At 71.1% G+C, this 15,637-nt stretch carries 14 protein-coding genes and 1 pseudogene; 6 read left to right on the forward strand and 9 right to left on the reverse strand.

Annotated elements, in window-relative coordinates; genetic code table 11:
- Positions 1-124 precede the first annotated feature (124 nt).
- Entirely contained in the window at positions 125-814 is a 690-nt protein-coding gene (locus ACFXBC_RS09680; RefSeq protein WP_385020895.1) for an SDR family NAD(P)-dependent oxidoreductase, read from the reverse strand.
- Complete coding sequence (locus ACFXBC_RS09685; protein WP_385020898.1) at positions 811-963, reverse strand: hypothetical protein; 153 nt, start codon at positions 961-963, stop codon at positions 811-813. The genes ACFXBC_RS09680 and ACFXBC_RS09685 overlap by 4 nt, the downstream gene beginning before the upstream one ends.
- A 68-nt stretch (positions 964-1,031) precedes the next feature.
- On the opposite strand from ACFXBC_RS09685, the gene ACFXBC_RS09690 reads away from it, so the two are divergent.
- The gene (locus tag ACFXBC_RS09690) at positions 1,032-1,841 is read left to right on the forward strand and encodes a LysR family transcriptional regulator (RefSeq protein WP_385020901.1); all 810 of its coding nucleotides are present in this window, start codon (positions 1,032-1,034) and stop codon (positions 1,839-1,841) included.
- Positions 1,842-1,916: 75 nt separating this feature from the next.
- Here the strand turns inward: ACFXBC_RS09690 and ACFXBC_RS09695 are convergent, their stop codons facing one another.
- Positions 1,917-2,621, reverse strand: coding sequence for a DUF4232 domain-containing protein (locus ACFXBC_RS09695; RefSeq protein ID WP_385020904.1), 705 nt, complete (start codon positions 2,619-2,621; stop codon positions 1,917-1,919).
- A 316-nt stretch (positions 2,622-2,937) separates the two neighbouring features.
- Between ACFXBC_RS09695 and ACFXBC_RS09700 the strand changes: the two are divergent.
- A pseudogene (locus ACFXBC_RS09700) lies at positions 2,938-3,319 on the forward strand (IS5 family transposase); the annotation flags it as partial.
- 299 nt (positions 3,320-3,618) lie between these two features.
- On the opposite strand, the gene ACFXBC_RS09705 reads toward ACFXBC_RS09700, so the two are convergent.
- The gene (locus ACFXBC_RS09705; protein ID WP_385020907.1) at positions 3,619-4,215 is read right to left on the reverse strand and encodes a TetR/AcrR family transcriptional regulator; all 597 of its coding nucleotides are present in this window, start codon (positions 4,213-4,215) and stop codon (positions 3,619-3,621) included.
- A 70-nt stretch (positions 4,216-4,285) separates the two neighbouring features.
- Between ACFXBC_RS09705 and ACFXBC_RS09710 the strand changes: the two genes are divergently transcribed.
- Positions 4,286-5,662, forward strand: coding sequence for an FAD-dependent monooxygenase (locus ACFXBC_RS09710; protein ID WP_385020910.1), 1,377 nt, complete (start codon positions 4,286-4,288; stop codon positions 5,660-5,662).
- 146 nt (positions 5,663-5,808) lie between these two features.
- On the opposite strand, the gene ACFXBC_RS09715 is transcribed toward ACFXBC_RS09710, so the two are convergent.
- On the reverse strand, positions 5,809-6,645 hold the full coding sequence (locus ACFXBC_RS09715; protein WP_385020912.1) for a helix-turn-helix transcriptional regulator: 837 nt from the start codon (positions 6,643-6,645) through the stop codon (positions 5,809-5,811).
- 101 nt (positions 6,646-6,746) lie between these two features.
- Here ACFXBC_RS09715 and ACFXBC_RS09720 point away from each other — a divergent pair, with 101 nt between their 5' ends.
- Positions 6,747-7,454 carry an SDR family NAD(P)-dependent oxidoreductase gene (locus ACFXBC_RS09720; RefSeq protein WP_385020915.1) on the forward strand — a complete coding sequence of 236 codons (708 nt, stop codon included), beginning with the start codon at positions 6,747-6,749 and terminating at the stop codon, positions 7,452-7,454.
- A 55-nt stretch (positions 7,455-7,509) separates the two neighbouring features.
- Here the strand turns inward: ACFXBC_RS09720 and ACFXBC_RS09725 are convergent, their stop codons facing one another.
- The 3 genes from ACFXBC_RS09725 to ACFXBC_RS09735 all read right to left on the reverse strand — a co-directional run bounded on the left by ACFXBC_RS09725 (position 7,510) and on the right by ACFXBC_RS09735 (position 10,782).
- Positions 7,510-9,204, reverse strand: coding sequence for a phospho-sugar mutase (locus tag ACFXBC_RS09725; protein WP_385020918.1), 1,695 nt, complete (start codon positions 9,202-9,204; stop codon positions 7,510-7,512).
- 175 nt (positions 9,205-9,379) lie between these two features.
- Complete coding sequence (locus ACFXBC_RS09730) at positions 9,380-10,210, reverse strand: purine-nucleoside phosphorylase (protein WP_385020921.1); 831 nt, start codon at positions 10,208-10,210, stop codon at positions 9,380-9,382.
- Between the two features lie 134 nt (positions 10,211-10,344).
- On the reverse strand, positions 10,345-10,782 hold the full coding sequence (locus ACFXBC_RS09735) for a gamma-glutamylcyclotransferase (protein WP_385020924.1): 438 nt from the start codon (positions 10,780-10,782) through the stop codon (positions 10,345-10,347).
- Positions 10,783-11,032: 250 nt separating this feature from the next.
- On the opposite strand from ACFXBC_RS09735, the gene ACFXBC_RS09740 reads away from it, so the two are divergent.
- Both ACFXBC_RS09740 and ACFXBC_RS09745 read left to right on the forward strand, forming a co-directional pair.
- Positions 11,033-12,472: an NAD(P)H-quinone dehydrogenase gene (locus tag ACFXBC_RS09740; RefSeq protein WP_385020927.1), complete on the forward strand. Its 1,440-nt coding sequence runs from the start codon at positions 11,033-11,035 to the stop codon at positions 12,470-12,472.
- Between the two features lie 204 nt (positions 12,473-12,676).
- Positions 12,677-13,651, forward strand: coding sequence for a DeoR/GlpR family DNA-binding transcription regulator (locus ACFXBC_RS09745; RefSeq protein WP_385020930.1), 975 nt, complete (start codon positions 12,677-12,679; stop codon positions 13,649-13,651).
- Between the two features lie 151 nt (positions 13,652-13,802).
- Here ACFXBC_RS09745 and ACFXBC_RS09750 read toward each other — a convergent pair whose 3' ends face one another.
- Positions 13,803-15,557, reverse strand: a complete 1,755-nt coding sequence (locus ACFXBC_RS09750; protein WP_385020933.1) for an acetyl/propionyl/methylcrotonyl-CoA carboxylase subunit alpha — start codon at positions 15,555-15,557, stop codon at positions 13,803-13,805.
- Positions 15,558-15,637: the final 80 nt, after the last annotated feature.

Below are 15,637 nucleotides of genomic sequence, written 5' to 3' on the forward strand. Positions count from 1 at the left end.
CGCCCCCGCCCTCTCGCACACCCCAAAACTGTTATTCCTAACAGCTCTCTGGTTCGGGGGGGGCGGGCCGGTCTCCCCCGCCCCCCCCCCCCGCCCCCCCCGCCCGCCGTCAGGGCAGGGAGCGCTACCAGGGCACGGTCTCGTTCCGGTAGTTGAGGAAGTGCAGGCCCGGTTCGCCCCGGTGGCTCTCGATCGTGTCCACCACACCGGGCACGGACTGATCGATGGTCAGGGGGGCGTCAGGCCCGCCGAGTTCGGTGCGTACATGGCCGGGGCACATGAGCAGCAGCGTGTGGGCGGCGTCGGCGTATCGGACGGCGTAGCTGCGCATCAGCTGGTTCAGCGCGGACTTGCTGGCCCGGTAGACCTCGTGACCGCCCCTGGTGTTCAGGGTGAGGCTGCCCTGGCGCGAGGACATGACACCGATGGTCCCGGCCGGTGCGACCAGTGAGCGCAGGGACTCGACCACGCGCATCGGGCTGAGCGCGTTCGTGACCATGACCTCGGTGAACATCTCCTCCGGGACCTCGCCGACCGGGATGTCGCCCCGGGTGATGGCGGCGTTGACGAACAGCAGGTCGAGCGTGCGTCCGGCCAGGCGCTCGCGCAGCGCGGCCAGTTGTTCGGGCTTCGTCATGTCGAGAGACTCGACCGTGACCCGGCCCCCGGAGGCGTCGGCCAGGTCGTGGAGTCCGGTGCGCTCACTGCCCCGTACGGTGCCGATGACGTCCCAGCCGCGGCGTGCGAACTCGGTGGCGAGGCCGAGACCGAGGGCGCGGGAGGCCCCGATGATGAGTGCGGTCGGGGCGCTCATGCCTGCACCGCCGGCCTGATGAGCTCCTCGCACCGCTGGTGGAAGGTGGTCGGGCCGGCGGCCCCGGGGGTGCGTTCAAAGGTGTCCTCATGCAGGACGCCCAGGAGTTCACTGCCGGTCTTGCCGGCAGGAGTAGTGATCACGATCATGCCCTGAGTCTCGGCGCGGTCACCCGGAACCGTCCAATACCTTTCCGGACCATTGATACCTTCGGGGTATGGATCTGGATCTGCGCAAGCTCCGCTACTTCGTCGCGGTGGCCGAGCACCGGAACTTCGGCCGCGCGGCCGAACAGCTCTACATCGCCCAGCCGGTGCTAAGCCGTCAGATCAGGGCCTTCGAGCAGGAGTTGGAGTGCACGCTGCTTGAGCGGACCACCCGCAGCGTGGAGCTGACAGCTGCCGGGAAGCAGCTTTACGAGGAGGCGCAGGGGATCCTCACGGCCGCCACATCGGCGCTGCGGCGGGTGGTGGACGCCGACCGGGGCATCCAGCGGATCGCCGTCGCCTTCTCTCCGGGGCTCCATGTGTCGGAGGCGATCCGGGCGTTCACCTCGCGCCACCCGGAGGTCGAGACCGATGTCGTACCGACGCGCTGGTGGGAGCAGGACGCGCCGCTGCGGGACGGACGGGCCCAGGCCGGATATCTGCGGCGGCCGTTCGACGACTCGGGGCTGCACACCGTCCCCATCGGCCAGGAGCCCAGGGTCGCCTGCCTGCCCGTGACGCACCCGCTCGCGCACCGTGACCAGCTCACCTCCGCGGAGCTCGATGGCGAGCGAATGCTCGACGCACCGAGGCGGCGTACGTCCTCACTTGAGGAAAAATTCGAGCTCATCGCCTCCGGGCACGGCATCGCGCTCGTCCCGCTGAGCGTCGCGCGCTCCTACCCCCGCCCCGATCTCACCCATCTGCCCGTCACCGACGCCCCCGGGATCGAGACGTGCCTGGTCGCCGTCGCGGACCGGCGGGGGAGGCTGCTGCGCGACTTCCTGGAGATCGCCACCGCGACGCTGCGGCGCGGCTGAGCGGCCGCCGGACCCGCCGGGGCCCGGCCGGTGTCCGCCCCGCCGCGCCGCCGCTCAACGCCTTTTGTGGGGCCGCTACTTGCCCGTACCGACCGCGTAGATGACGATGCCGGGGGAGTCGGAGCCCGCGTCGGGGTTGCCCACGCCGACGTTGATGGAGGTGCTCAGGGTCTTCGAGTGGGTCTCGCCGGGCGGCGTGACCACCATGGTGGTGAACGTGTAGCCGCTGCCGCCGGTCTTGTTCAGCGGGTAGTTCAGGACGAACTGGGTCGACTCGCCGGGGGCCAGCTTGACGAGGGGCCGCTCGTTGGAGCCGCCGCGCTCGGCGCTGATGCCCTTCGAGTCGCCCTTGCCCTTGAGGTCGACGCCCGCGTAGCCGCGCATCGTGCAGGAAATGGAGCCGCTGTTCTTGAAGTCGACGATCTCCTGGCCCTCGCCCGAGATGCCGTGCTGGGTCGAGACCGTGAGGTTGGCCGTCTTGCAGGCGCTGCCGGACGCGGAACCGGAGCCGGAATTCGACGAGCCGGAACCGCCGCTGGTGCTGCTGCCGCCACCTGAACTGCTGGAATTGCTGGAACCGTTGCCGGACGAGCTGTCCTGGCCGGCCGTGGCGCTGGACGAGGACGTCGCGCCGGACGAGCCGGACGCCGAGGCGGAGTCGGAGGCACCGGACGACGATGTCCCGGAGGCGCTGGAGTCGTCGGGTCCACAGGCCGTCAGGGACAGTGCGGCGGCCACGACGACGATGCCGAGAGCCGAGAGCCTCTTGTTGCTGCGCATTGCTTCTCCGTAGGTCGGATGCCGGCCCACTCCTTGCGGACCCTTCTGAGTGAAAGGGAGGCAGGAGAGACCTGCGGCGGTTGCAGACGGCCCGGACCGCAACACTCCCGTGACACACGGGCAACGGGGACACGGGGACACGGGGACACGGGGACACGGGGACACGGGGTCGGGGAACGTGAGGATCAGGGCATACGGGTTTCAGCGGACACGAGGTCCGGTCACCGCCGACGGCCACAGCTCGGCGAGGGCGTGTCTCTTTGGTGGGTTGGTCAGTTGATCGGATAGGTCTGTCCGATTAGTGATCCCTGATGCGATGTGGGACCGGATCGAGCCGCTCATGCCGGCCGATCCGGTCCACGGGCGGCGGTGGGCCGACCATCGCCGTACCCTTGAGGCCATCGCGTGGCAGTACCGCACCAACTCGCCCTGGCGGGACCTGCCCGACGAGCTCGGCCCGTTCCAGACCGCCCACAAACGACTGATCAGATGGGCCGTCGACGGCACCTGGGAGATGATCCTCGCCGCCGTCCTGGCGGCGGCGGACGCTGACGACGACCTCGACTGGACGGTGTCGGTGGACTCCACGGTCGTGCGGGCCCACCAGCACGCTGCCGGGGCACGCAAAACCGGGGCACGCAAAGAGGGGGGAGGCCCGCCCGGGAGAGCCCGCCGATCATGCACTCGGCCGCTCCCGCCGCGACCGTGAACGAGATCCACCGACTGTACGACCGGTTCGTCCCCGCCCCCGCCCGCACCGCCCGGACCTGCCTTGTCATGCACTGGCACCGCTGGCGCACCCGCCGCCAGTCCCGAGCCCGAGTCGGCCACTACCGCACCCGCACCGCACGAGCTCACTCACCGTGAAACCACCGGCTGTATTACTGGATCACGCTTGCTCCGCAGCCGGACCAGAGCGGGGACGCTGCCCGGCATGAGCGACTGATCGCCAAGCCCGGCTGCCCGCACGGACCGGCTTGGCCCGGCCGGGTCCGGCTCAATAGTCGCGGCCGGTGAGACCGCGGTAGACGAAACGCGTCACCACTTCGGTCAGTTCCTCGTCGTCGAGGTCCGGCGAGAGCTGCTGCCCGGTTTGCAGACAGGTGTCGAGGAGCCCGTGCATGAACTGGAGGCTGACCTCGGGTGAGGCGGGCAACCGGAGCCCGGCGTGGGTGATGTGCTCGACGTGATCCATGAGGTCGGCCCTCTCGGTGGCGCCGTACTCGGCCAGCGTCCTCGCGAAGGTTTCGCTGACCAGTGCGGCCTGTTGCATGGCGCGCAAAGTCGCGGCGTTCTCCCGGTAGAAGCCGACGTAGTCCCTGACATGCCAGCGGATCGCGTCGGGGTCGGTGAAGTCCGGCTTGTGGTCGGGAGCGGAGGCTCTCAGGGCGCTGTCCGCCAGCATGTCGGCCAGGAGCGCTTCGAGCAGTTCTTCCTTGCTCGCGAAGTGGTTGTAGAAAGATCCGGCCGCGCGGCCGGCCTCGGCGGTGATGTCGGTGATCTTCGCGTTCAGGTAGCCACGAGCGGCGAACACCCGCTTCGCCGCGGCCTTCAGCGCGGCCTCGGTCTCCGCCGCCATCTCCGTGCGCTTCACGGCACCTCCTTGACACGAACCGTACCAAGGGATCAACCTGAATCCATATTCAGTGAATTGGAGTTCAGTCATGCGGATCCTCATCGCGGGAGCCGGGCCCACCGGTCTGACCCTGGCCATCGACCTCGCCCGGCGCGGAATCGACGTACGCGTCATCGACAAGGCGGCTTGCCACTTCGCCGGCTCGCGCGGCGACACCCTCCAGCCGCGCACGCTGGAAGTGTTCGACGACCTCGGCGTCCTCGACACGGTGCTCGACCAGGGACGATCCGTGCCGACGACGCGTGTGCACCTCGACGGAGAGTTCGTGGGAGAGAGGCGGACAGCCGAACACCTCCAGCCGACGCCCGATGTCCCCTACCCGAACGCCTGGATCCTCGGGCAGTCCCAGACGGAGGCCGTACTCCGCGACCGGCTCGCCGCCTTCGGGGCGAGTGTGGAACTGAACACGGAGCTGATCGGCTTCGAGCAGGACCCGGACGGGGTGACGGCTCACCTGTCCACGGGTGAGACCGTGCGGGTGGCGTACCTGGTGGGCGCCGACGGTGGGCGCAGTACCGTCCGCAAGACACTGGGCATAGCGTTCGAGGGCACAACGGACGAATCGATGCGGGTTCTGCTCGGGGACGTGTCGGCGGACGGACTTGACCACGAGTACGGGTACTGGTTCGCCCGTGCCGCCGATGTGTCCTCCGGGATCCAGCTCAGCCCGCTGCCGAACAGGGGCGGACTGTTCCAGTTCGGCACACCGCTGTCCGAGCAGGACACCGAGCCGTCGCTGGGCACCCTGCAGGAGAAGCTCGACGCGCTTGATGCCGGCGTGCGGTTGGCCGATCTGGCGTGGTCGACAGTGTGGCGGCCGAACATCCGCCTGGCCGAGCGATTTCGTATCGGCCGGGTGTTCATCGCAGGTGACGCCGCGCACGTGCATCCGCCGACCGGAGGCCAGGGGCTGAACACGGGCGTGCAAGACGCCTACAACCTTGGCTGGAAGCTGGCTGACGGTTCGCCGGAACTGCTCGACACCTACGAGAGCGAACGGCGCACGGTCGCGACCAGGACGCTCACCCTCAGCGAGGAACTCCTGGAGCGGCACAAGGACGGCGTCGAGGACGCGTACGAGCGCGGCGAGAACACCCGGCAACTCGATGTCAGCTACCGGACCTCCGAAGGCCGGCTCGTCGCGGGCGACCGTGCCCCTGACGCGCCGTTGAGGGACCCCGATGGCAAGGCGATCCGACTGTTCGACCTCTGCCGAGGTCCACACGCGACCCGCCTTGTGTTCGGGGCACCCGCTCCCGACGAGCCCCACACCTACGCGGTCCTTCGCCCCGGCCAGTCTTCGCCCGGCGCATACGTCATCGACGCTGAAGGACACGCCTTCGCCGCCTACGGCACTGCGGACGGCGACACGGTACACATTCGCCCCGACGGCCACGTCGGCTAAGGGCTGTCCCGCAATCCCTGGCGGGCGCTCGACGACAGTTACGGCGCCTCGCCGCGTTGTCGGAACGCCCGAATACAGCCAGTATGCGGACGCCCCTCCGCCTTGCGATGCACCGCATCTGACGCCGCGCGCTGATCCACCAGGGATTACGGGACAGCCCTTAGCGCCTGCGTACCCAACACCCCGATGAGCGCGAGCTGTTCAGCATCCCGGGTGCCCGGCTCGGTCGTGTAGACCATGATGCGCAGATCGCTGCCGGTGACGCCGAGCAGGTCGCAGTCGAGCGTCACCGCGCCCACCTGCGGGTGGTCGATGGTCTTGTGCGGGGCCTCGTACTCGGCCACCACCCCGGAGTCCCACAGCTCAGCGAACCGCTCACTCCCGGCGCGCAACTCCGCGATCAGGCGCCGCAGCCGCTGGTCCGCGGGGTACCGGGCGGCCGCCGTACGCAAGCCGGTGACCTGTGCCGCCTCCAGCGCGCGCCGGGACTCCGGTGTGTGGCGGGCACGAGTCCCCGAGCCCAGGAAGTTGCGCCACACCGCGTTGCGGTCCTTGCCGTGCCACTCGCCCATCAGGGCGGTGTACAGCGGGTTGGCCAGCAGCAGCGTCCACGCCGCGTCGAAGACCGCGACCGGTGTGCCGGTCAGCCGGTCCAGCATCCGCTGGACGCCGGGCGTGAGGTGGGCGGGCACCGTGCCCCGCCCCGGCGGTACGAGTCCGGCGGCCCGGAACAGATGCTCACGCTCGGCGGCCGAGAGGCGCAGCGCCCGGCCCAGCGCCTCGACGACCTGCACCGACGGGTTGGCGGCCCGGCCCTGTTCGAGGCGGGTGACATAGTCGACCGAGATCCCGGCCAGCAGAGCCAGCTCCTCGCGGCGCAGCCCGGCCGCGCGCCGGTGGCCGCCGACGGGCAGCCCGGCCGCTCCGGGGGAGACCCGGTCGCGCCAGCGCCGTACCGCTTTGCCGAACTCCGTGGCCGTCATGGCACCACTCTGCCCCCGGCGGCGCGGATCTTCCTGGTACTGGCAGTCACAGGAAGACGGGACGCCTGGCTGACCGCACCCGGAAGCCGCATCGTGGAGCCATGACCACCACACTGATCACTGGAGCGAACAAGGGTCTCGGCCACGAGACCGCCCGCCGGCTCATCGCGGCGGGGCACACCGTCTACCTCGGCAGCAGGGACGCCGGACGCGGGCGCCGGGCCGCCGATGAGCTGGGCGCCCGGCTGGTCGTCATCGACACCACCGACGACGCGTCCGTGGCGGCGGCGGCCGAGGCCGTCGCCGCCCGGGGAGGGCTCGACGTCCTGGTCAACAACGCCGGTATCGAGGAGCGCGCCGCGGACAACTCCGTGATCGGGCCGGCCGAGTTGACGGCCGACACGATGCGCGCCACCTTCGAGACGAACGTCTTCGGCACGGTCCGGGTCCTGCACGCCTTCCTCCCCCTGCTGCGCCGCTCGGCCGCCCCCGTCGTGGTCAACGTCAGCAGCGGTCTGGCCTCACTGACCGGGGCCTCCGCCCCTGACTCCCCGGGGTACGCCTACCCGGGCGTCGCCTACCCGGCGTCGAAGACGGCGGTCAACATGGTCACCGTGCAGTACGCGAAGGCGTTCCCGGAGATGCGGATCAACGCGGTGGAGCCCGGCTTCACCAAGACCGATCTGAACGGGAACACCGGCACCCAGAGCGTCGAGCAGGGCGCCGGAATCATCGTGCGCATGGCCCAGGTGTCCCCGGACGGGCCCACCGGGGGCTACTTCGACGCCGAGGGCCCCCTGCCCTGGTGACGACGGTCCCGGCAGGGGGCCCACAGGGCGCTGGGGTGGCGGGTGACGGGCGGCTCTACAGCCCCGCCGCCCGCGACAGGTCCGCCTTGAGCGCCGTCAGGATCCCCTCCGCGCGGCTCCTGGCCGCCGGGACGTCCGCGACGGCCTCCACCGGCAGGACCACCTCCAGGTAGCACTTGAGCTTCGGCTCGGTGCCGCTCGGGCGGACGATCACCCGGGCGCCCTCCAGGTGGTAGCGCAGGCCGTCCGTGGGCGGGAGGTGCTCCGTGCCGGCGGACAGGTCCTCGGCGCTCGTGACCTTGAGACCGGCCAGCTCCGCCGGCGGCTGTTCACGCAGCCGGCGCATCGCGTCCGCGATCACCGACAGGTCCTCGACGCGCACCGACAGCTGGTCCGTCGCGTGCAGCCCGTGCCGTACGGCCAGTTCGTCGAGCAGGTCGAGCAGAGTGCGGCCCTCGGCCTTCAGTACGGAGGCCAGTTCGGCGACGAGCAGGGCCGCCGTGATGCCGTCCTTGTCGCGTACGCCGTCCGGGTCGACGCAGTAGCCGAGCGCCTCCTCGTACCCGTACCGCAGGCCGTCGACGCGGGCGATCCACTTGAAGCCGGTCAGTGTCTCCTCGTACGGCAGCGAGGCCGCGTCCGCGATCCGGCCGAGCAGCGACGACGACACGATCGACTCGGCGAAGGTGCCGGTCACGCCGCGCCGGACCAGATGCGCGGCGAGCAGCGCGCCCAGCTCGTCGCCGCGCAGCATCCGCCAGTCGCCCTCGTACGGGACGGCCACCGCGCAGCGGTCCGCGTCCGGGTCGTTGGCGATGACGAGGTCGGGGGCGGCGCGGCGGGCGGTCGCGAAGGAGAGGTCCATCGCGCCCGGCTCCTCCGGGTTGGGGAAGGCGACCGTCGGGAACGCCGGATCGGGCTCGGCCTGTTCGGCGACGAGCACCGGCTCCGGGAAGCCCGCCCTGGCGAACGCGGCGAGCAGCGTCTCCTTGCCGACCCCGTGCATCGCCGTGTAGACGGTGCGGGCGGTACGGGGGGAGCCGGGGGTCAGTACGGCGTCCGTACGGGCCAGATACGCCGCCAGGACGTCCTCGCCGAGGGTCTCCCAGCCGCTCTCCGGACGCGGTACGTCGTGCAGGCTGCGCACCGCGTCGATCTCGGCCGCGATCCCGGTGTCGGCCGGGGGGACGATCTGCGAGCCTCCCCCAGATTCCATCCGGGGGGACCCCCAGCCCAGATAGACCTTGTAGCCGTTGTCGCGCGGCGGGTTGTGGCTCGCGGTGACCTCGACGCCCGCGACCGCGCCCAGGTGGCGGATGGCGAAGGCCAGGACCGGGGTGGGCAGCGGGCGCGGCAGCACGGCCGCGCGCAGCCCGGCGCCGGTCATCACGGCCGCGGTGTCCCGGGCGAAGTCCGCGGACTTGTAGCGGGCGTCGTAGCCGATGACGACCAGGCCGCCGTCCTGGCCCTGCGCCTTCAGATACGCGGCGAGGCCGGCCGCGGCGCGTATGACGACGGCCCGGTTCATCCGCATCGGCCCCGCGCCCAGCTCGCCGCGGAGCCCTGCGGTGCCGAACTGGAGGGTGCCGCTGAAGCGGTCGGCCAGCTCGGCGACGGCGTCGCCCCCGATGCCGCATCCCCCGGTGTCGGCCGTGGCCGCCTCGATGAGCTGTGCCAGCTCCTCACGGGTGTCGGCGTCGGGGTCCTCCGCCTGCCAGGTCTTGGCGCGGGCGATCAGGTCCTGCTCCACGGTGGTCTGCCTTTCTCGGGCGCGGGGGGTGTGGTGTTGGTCGACGAGGCAGATTCCAGCCCGTCCGGCGATTGAGGACATCGTTCGAGCCCGGCCGGCGTGTGAGACCGTCCTTCAGCCCGTCCGGCGCTTGAGGACGACTCCAACCCCGCCGCCCCCTGCGTGGTCCGGCGCCTCAGATCCGCTCCAGGACCTTCGAGAGCAGCGAACCCATCCGCGCGGCGGAGTCGCGCCCCGCCTGCAGCACCTCTTCATGGTTGAGCGGCTCCCCGGTCAGCCCGGCCGCCAGGTTCGTGACCAGCGAGATGCCGAGCACCTCCGCACCGGCCTCGCGCGCCGCGATGGCCTCCAGCACCGTGGACATGCCGACCAGGTCGCCACCGAGCACCCGGACCATGTTGATCTCGGCGGGCGTCTCGTAGTGCGGGCCGGGGAACTGGACGTACACGCCCTCCTCCAGCGAGCTGTCGACCTCCTTGCAGAGCGCGCGCAGCCGCGGCGAGTACAGGTCGGTGAGGTCCACGAAGTTGGCGCCCATGATCGGCGAGGTGGCCGTCAGGTTGATGTGGTCACTGATGAGGACCGGCTGGCCGGGCCGCATCCCGGGGCGCAGACCGCCGCAGCCGTTGGTCAGCACGACCGTCTTGCAGCCCGCGGCGACCGCGGTACGCACTCCGTGCGAGACGGCGGCGACGCCGCGGCCCTCGTAGTAGTGGGTGCGGCCGAGGAAGACCAGCGCGCGCTTGCCCCCGACGGCGTACGAGCGGATGCGCCCGCCGTGCCCCTCGACGGCGGGCGGCGGGAACCCGGGCAGTTCGGTCACGGCGAGATCGGCCACGGGCGTGCCCAGCGCGTCGACGGCCGGGGCCCAGCCGGAGCCCATGACGAGGGCCACGTCGTGGGTCTCTGCGCCGGTGAGCTCACGCAGGCGGGTGGCGGCGGCGTCGGCGGCGACAGTGGGGTTGTCGGCGGGGCCCTGGATGTCCGGGTTTACAGAAGCGTTCACGCCGAAGAGGGTAACCGGAAACGGCCTACGCGCGTAGATGTTCTGGCCGACGGAGTTGCGATCGTTGTCTTGTCGTTTCCGACGAACGCCGCGGGGGAGCCCCGAGGGGGCCCGGCAGGACGGATCCGCGCGCCTCAGCAGGGGCGCTTGCGCAGCTCCATCACATAGTCGTGCGGGGCGCCCGCGGACTCGGCGGCGTCGGCCAGCTCGCCCAGATACCGCGCGGACGGCAGCCCGCCCTCGTACCCGTTCAGTACGTAGAGCCACGCCGGCTCCTCGCCCTCCAGGGTGTCCACCCGGACCCGCATCCGCCGGTATATGTCGAGGCCGACGCCCTCCCAGCGGTCCATCGAGTCCTGGTCCATGGGGGCGATGTCGTACAGGGCGACGAAGACCTGCGAGCGCGGAGCCTCCACCAGCGTGGCGAGCGCTCCTTCCCAGCCCATCTGCTCCCCGCCGAAGGTCAGCCGCCAGCCGTTGAGCCAGCCGGTGCCGCGCAGGGGGGAGTGGGGGGCGCGGCGACTCATCAGCCGCGCGTCGAGGTTGCCGGCGTACGCGGCGTAGAGCGACATGCTGTCGAGGGTACGACAGTGGCATTTCCGGGCCGGGTCACTGGGCCGACCGAGCCGCCCGGAAGAGGGCCGGGACCGGGCCGTCCGGAAGGGGCCGGGACCGGCCCCGGCGGGCCCGGGGAGCCCCGGGGGTGAAGCATCTTGAAGAGTGCGGGACAATGAAGCACGTACTGCATTCCCCGGGGGCTCCCCCCGGACCCCCGGCCGGGGCGGCAGTGCGGCCGGGGTGACAACGCGAGGCGGATTTTTCGTGACCCGGATCGTGATCATCGGCGGCGGACCTGGCGGATACGAGGCGGCCCTGGTGGGCGCCCAGCTCGGCGCGGAGGTGACCGTCGTCGACTGCGACGGCCTCGGCGGGGCATCGGTGCTCACCGACTGCGTACCGTCCAAGACTCTGATCGCCACGGCCGAGGTGATGACGACCTTCGACTCTTCGTACGAGGAGTTGGGCATCATCGTCGCCGACGACACCCCGCCGCTGGAACAGGCGGCCCGGGTGGTCGGCGTGGACCTCGGCAAGGTGAACCGGCGGGTCAAGCGGCTCGCCCTGGCCCAGTCCCACGACATCACCGCGTCGGTCACCAGGGCCGGGGCCCGGGTGATGCGCGGCCGTGGCCGGCTCGCCGGGCAGCAGGCCATGGACGGCTCCCGCCAGGTGATCGTCACCGCCGCCGACGGCACCGAGGAGACGCTGACGGCCGACGCGGTGCTGCTCGCGACCGGCGGCCACCCCCGGGAGATCCCGGACGCGCAGCCGGACGGCGAGCGCATCCTCAACTGGACCCAGGTGTACGACCTGGACGAGCTGCCCGACGAGCTGATCGTGGTCGGCTCCGGTGTCACGGGCGCCGAGTTCGCGGGCGCCTACCAGGCGCTCGGCTCACGCGTCACGCTCGTTTCCAGCCGGGACCGGGTGCTCCCCGGCGAGGACCCGGACGCCGCCGCCGTCCTGGAGGACGTGTTCCGCCGCCGGGGCATGAACGTGATGGCCCGCTCGCGCGCCGCCTCCGCGAAGAGGGTCGGCGACCGGGTCGAGGTCACCCTGGCCGACGGCCGGGTCATCTCCGGTTCGCACTGTCTGATGGCGGTCGGTGCCATCCCCAACAGCGCCGGTATGGGCCTGGACGAGGCCGGGGTGCGGCTCAAGGAGTCCGGCCACATCTGGACCGACAAGGTCTCCCGTACCAGCGCCCCCGGTGTCTACGCGGCGGGCGACGTCACCGGGGTCTTCGCCCTCGCCTCGGTCGCGGCCATGCAGGGCCGTATCGCGATGTACCACTTCCTCGGTGACGCGGTGCAGCCGCTGAACCTCAAGACGGTCTCCTCCAACGTCTTCACCGACCCGGAGATCGCCACCGTCGGCTACAGCCAGGCCGACGTCGACTCGGGCAGGATCGAGGCGCGCACCGTCAAGCTGCCGCTGCTGCGTAACCCCCGCGCCAAGATGCAGGGCATCAGGGACGGTTTCGTCAAGATCTTCTGCCGCCCCGGAACCGGCATCGTGGTCGGGGGAGTGGTCGTGGCGCCCCGGGCCAGTGAGCTGATCCACCCGATCTCGCTCGCCGTCGACAACAACCTGACGGTGGAACAGATCGCCAATGCCTTCACCGTGTACCCGTCCCTCTCCGGCTCGATCGCCGAGGTGGCACGGCAGTTGCACACCCGGAAGGTGGCGGGCGAGGACTGACGCCGGGGGCTGACGGCGAGGGCCGGCACCGGGGCAGCGGCGGGTCCGCCGGGTCCGGCGGGGGTGCGGCCGGGGGAGCGGTCGATGTGCGGCCGGTCGGTGCTCGTGCCCCGTATACCACCTGCTGATCCCATCTGTGCGCACCTTCTGTTTTTCGGCGCAAAGTGCTGAGAACGATGGGCCGGTGGGGTTACTGTCTGTTCCGTGTTCGCTGCTGAACGTCGCCAATTGATCCTTGAAATGGTGCGCGCCAATGGGGCCGTGTCGCTCCGTGAGCTCGCCCGTGTCGTCCAGACCTCCGAAGTGACCGTACGTCGGGACGTGCGGGCGCTGGAGGCGGAAGGACTCCTCGACCGCCGCCACGGCGGTGCCGTGCTGCCGGGTGGATTCACGCGAGAATCCGGCTTCCCGCAGAAATCCCATCTCGCGACCGCCGAGAAGACGGCCATCGCCGATCTCGCCGCGGGGCTCGTCGAAGAAGGCGAGGCCATCGTGGTGGGGGCGGGGACCACCACGCAGGAGCTGGCCCGCCGGCTCGCGCGGGTCCCCGGGCTGACGGTGGTCACCAACTCCCTGCTGGTGGCCCAGGCGTTGGCCCATGCCAACCGGGTCGAGGTGGTGATGACCGGCGGCACCCTGCGCGGGTCCAACTACGCCCTGGTGGGCAGCGGTGCCGAGCAGTCCCTCCAGGGGCTACGGGTCTCCCGGGCCTTCCTCTCCGGCAGCGGGCTGACCGCCGAGCGCGGCCTCTCCACCTCCAACATGCTCTCGGCCAGCGTGGACCGGGCCCTGGTGCAGGCCGCGGCGGAGGTGGTGGTCCTCGCCGACCACACCAAGCTGGGCACCGACACCATGTTCCAGACGGTGCCGACGGATGTGATCACCCGGCTGGTCACCGATGAGCCGTCCCCCCAGGACGACCGTGCGGTAACGGAGTTGCAGGCGCTCGCCGACCAGGGCGTGCAGATCGCGGTGGCCGGGCCGGGTGGGACTGCGGCCGGCCCCGGGCCGGGCGGTGAGCCCCACCCGGCCGGCCGGCCGCCGCGCCGGGACATGCCGCTCCCCGGTCAGCGGCGCACCCACCCGGGCGGGCCGCAGCCGCTGCGCAGCGCGGTCTCGCTGGCCGAGCAGCAACAGCAGCAACAGCAGGCGCGGGTGGCCGATATGCGGCGCCGCTAGCTCTGCCGCTGTTCGGCTGCGGATGTGAGGCTGCGGCTGTGCGGCTGTGGCCGGTTCCGCCGCATGGAGCAGCTACGGGGTGAGCCCCGGCCCGACCACCAGAATTCACGGTGTCCGGCCGGGGCTCACCCCGTAACTTTCAGCTGTGCCGTCAGTCCTTGATCTCGCAGATCATGGCGCCGGACGAGACGGAGGCGCCGATCTCGGCGGCGAGGCCCTTCACGGTGCCGGAGCGGTGCGCGTTGAGCGGCTGCTCCATCTTCATCGCCTCCAGGACGACCACCAGGTCGCCCTCCTTGACCTCCTGGCCCTCCTCGACCGCGATCTTGACGATCGTGCCCTGCATCGGGGACGCGAGGGTGTCGCCGGAGACGGCGGAACCGGACTTCTTGGCCGCCCGGCGCTTGGGCTTGGCACCCGCCGCGAGACCGGTACGGGCCAGGGACATCCCGAGCGAGGACGGCAGCGAGACCTCAAGACGCTTGCCGCCGACCTCGACGACGATCGTCTCGCGCCCGGACTCGTCCTCGTCCGCTTCGCCGCCGGCCGGGGCGAAGGGCGGGATCTCGTTGACGAACTCGGTCTCGATCCAGCGGGTGTGGATACGGAAGGGGTCCGAGGTGAAGGCTGGGTCGACGACGACCGCGCGGTGGAAGGGGATGGCGGTGGCCATGCCCTCCACGGTGAACTCGCCCAGCGCGCGGGCGGCACGCTGGAGGGCCTGCTCGCGGGTGGCGCCGGTGACGATCAGCTTGGCGAGCAGCGAGTCCCAGGCGGGGCCGATGACCGAACCGGACTCGACACCCGCGTCGAGGCGGACGCCGGGGCCGGTCGGCGGCGCGAAGGTGGTGACGGTGCCGGGCGCGGGCAGGAAGCCGCGGCCCGGGTCCTCGCCGTTGATACGGAACTCGAAGGAGTGACCGCGCAGCTTCGGGTCGTCGTAACCCAGCTCCTCGCCGTCGGCGATGCGGAACATCTCGCGGACCAGGTCGATGCCCGACACCTCTTCGGTGACCGGGTGTTCCACCTGGAGGCGGGTGTTGACCTCCAGGAAGGAGATCGTGCCGTCGAGGCCCACCAGGAACTCGACGGTGCCCGCGCCGACGTAACCGGCCTCCTTGAGGATGGCCTTGGACGCCGCGTACAGCTCGGCGTTCTGCTCCTCGCTCAGGAACGGCGCGGGCGCCTCCTCGACCAGCTTCTGGTGGCGGCGCTGGAGCGAGCAGTCGCGGGTGGAGACCACCACGACATTGCCGAACTTGTCGGCCAGGCACTGGGTCTCGACGTGCCGGGGCTTGTCGAGGTAGCGCTCGACGAAGCACTCGCCGCGGCCGAAGGCGGCCACGGCCTCACGGACCGCCGAGTCGTAGAGCTCGGGGATCTCCTCAAGGGTGCGGGCGACCTTCAGGCCGCGCCCGCCGCCGCCGAAGGCCGCCTTGATCGCGACCGGCAGGCCGTTCTCCTCGGCGAACGCCACGACTTCGTCGGAGCCCTCGACCGGGTCCGCGGTACCGGCGACCAGCGGAGCGCCCGCGCGCTGCGCGATGTGCCGGGCGGCGACCTTGTCGCCGAGGTCGCGGATGGCGTGCGGCGGGGGGCCGATCCAGATGAGTTCGGCGTCCAGGACGGCCTGGGCGAACTCGGAGTTCTCCGAGAGGAAGCCGTAGCCGGGGTGGATGGCGTCGGCGCCCGAGTCCTTCGCGGCCTGGAGGACCTTGCCGATGTCCAGGTAGCTGGTGCCCGGGGTGTCACCGCCCAGGGCGAACGCCTCGTCGGCCGCGCGTACGTGCGGCGCGTCCCGGTCCGGATCCGCGTAGACGGCTACGCTCTTGATCCCGGAGTCCCGGCAGGCCCGTGCGACGCGGACAGCGATTTCGCCACGGTTGGCGATGAGCACCTTGTGCACGATGGCTCCCTCCTTGCGGTGTTTTCCCCGCTCGCACCCGAGCCGGGTTTACTCGGCAGGTCATCGTGCCGAAGAGTTCG

Source organism: Streptomyces sp. NPDC059398, from assembly GCF_042751845.1.
GTDB lineage: Bacteria > Actinomycetota > Actinomycetes > Streptomycetales > Streptomycetaceae > Streptomyces.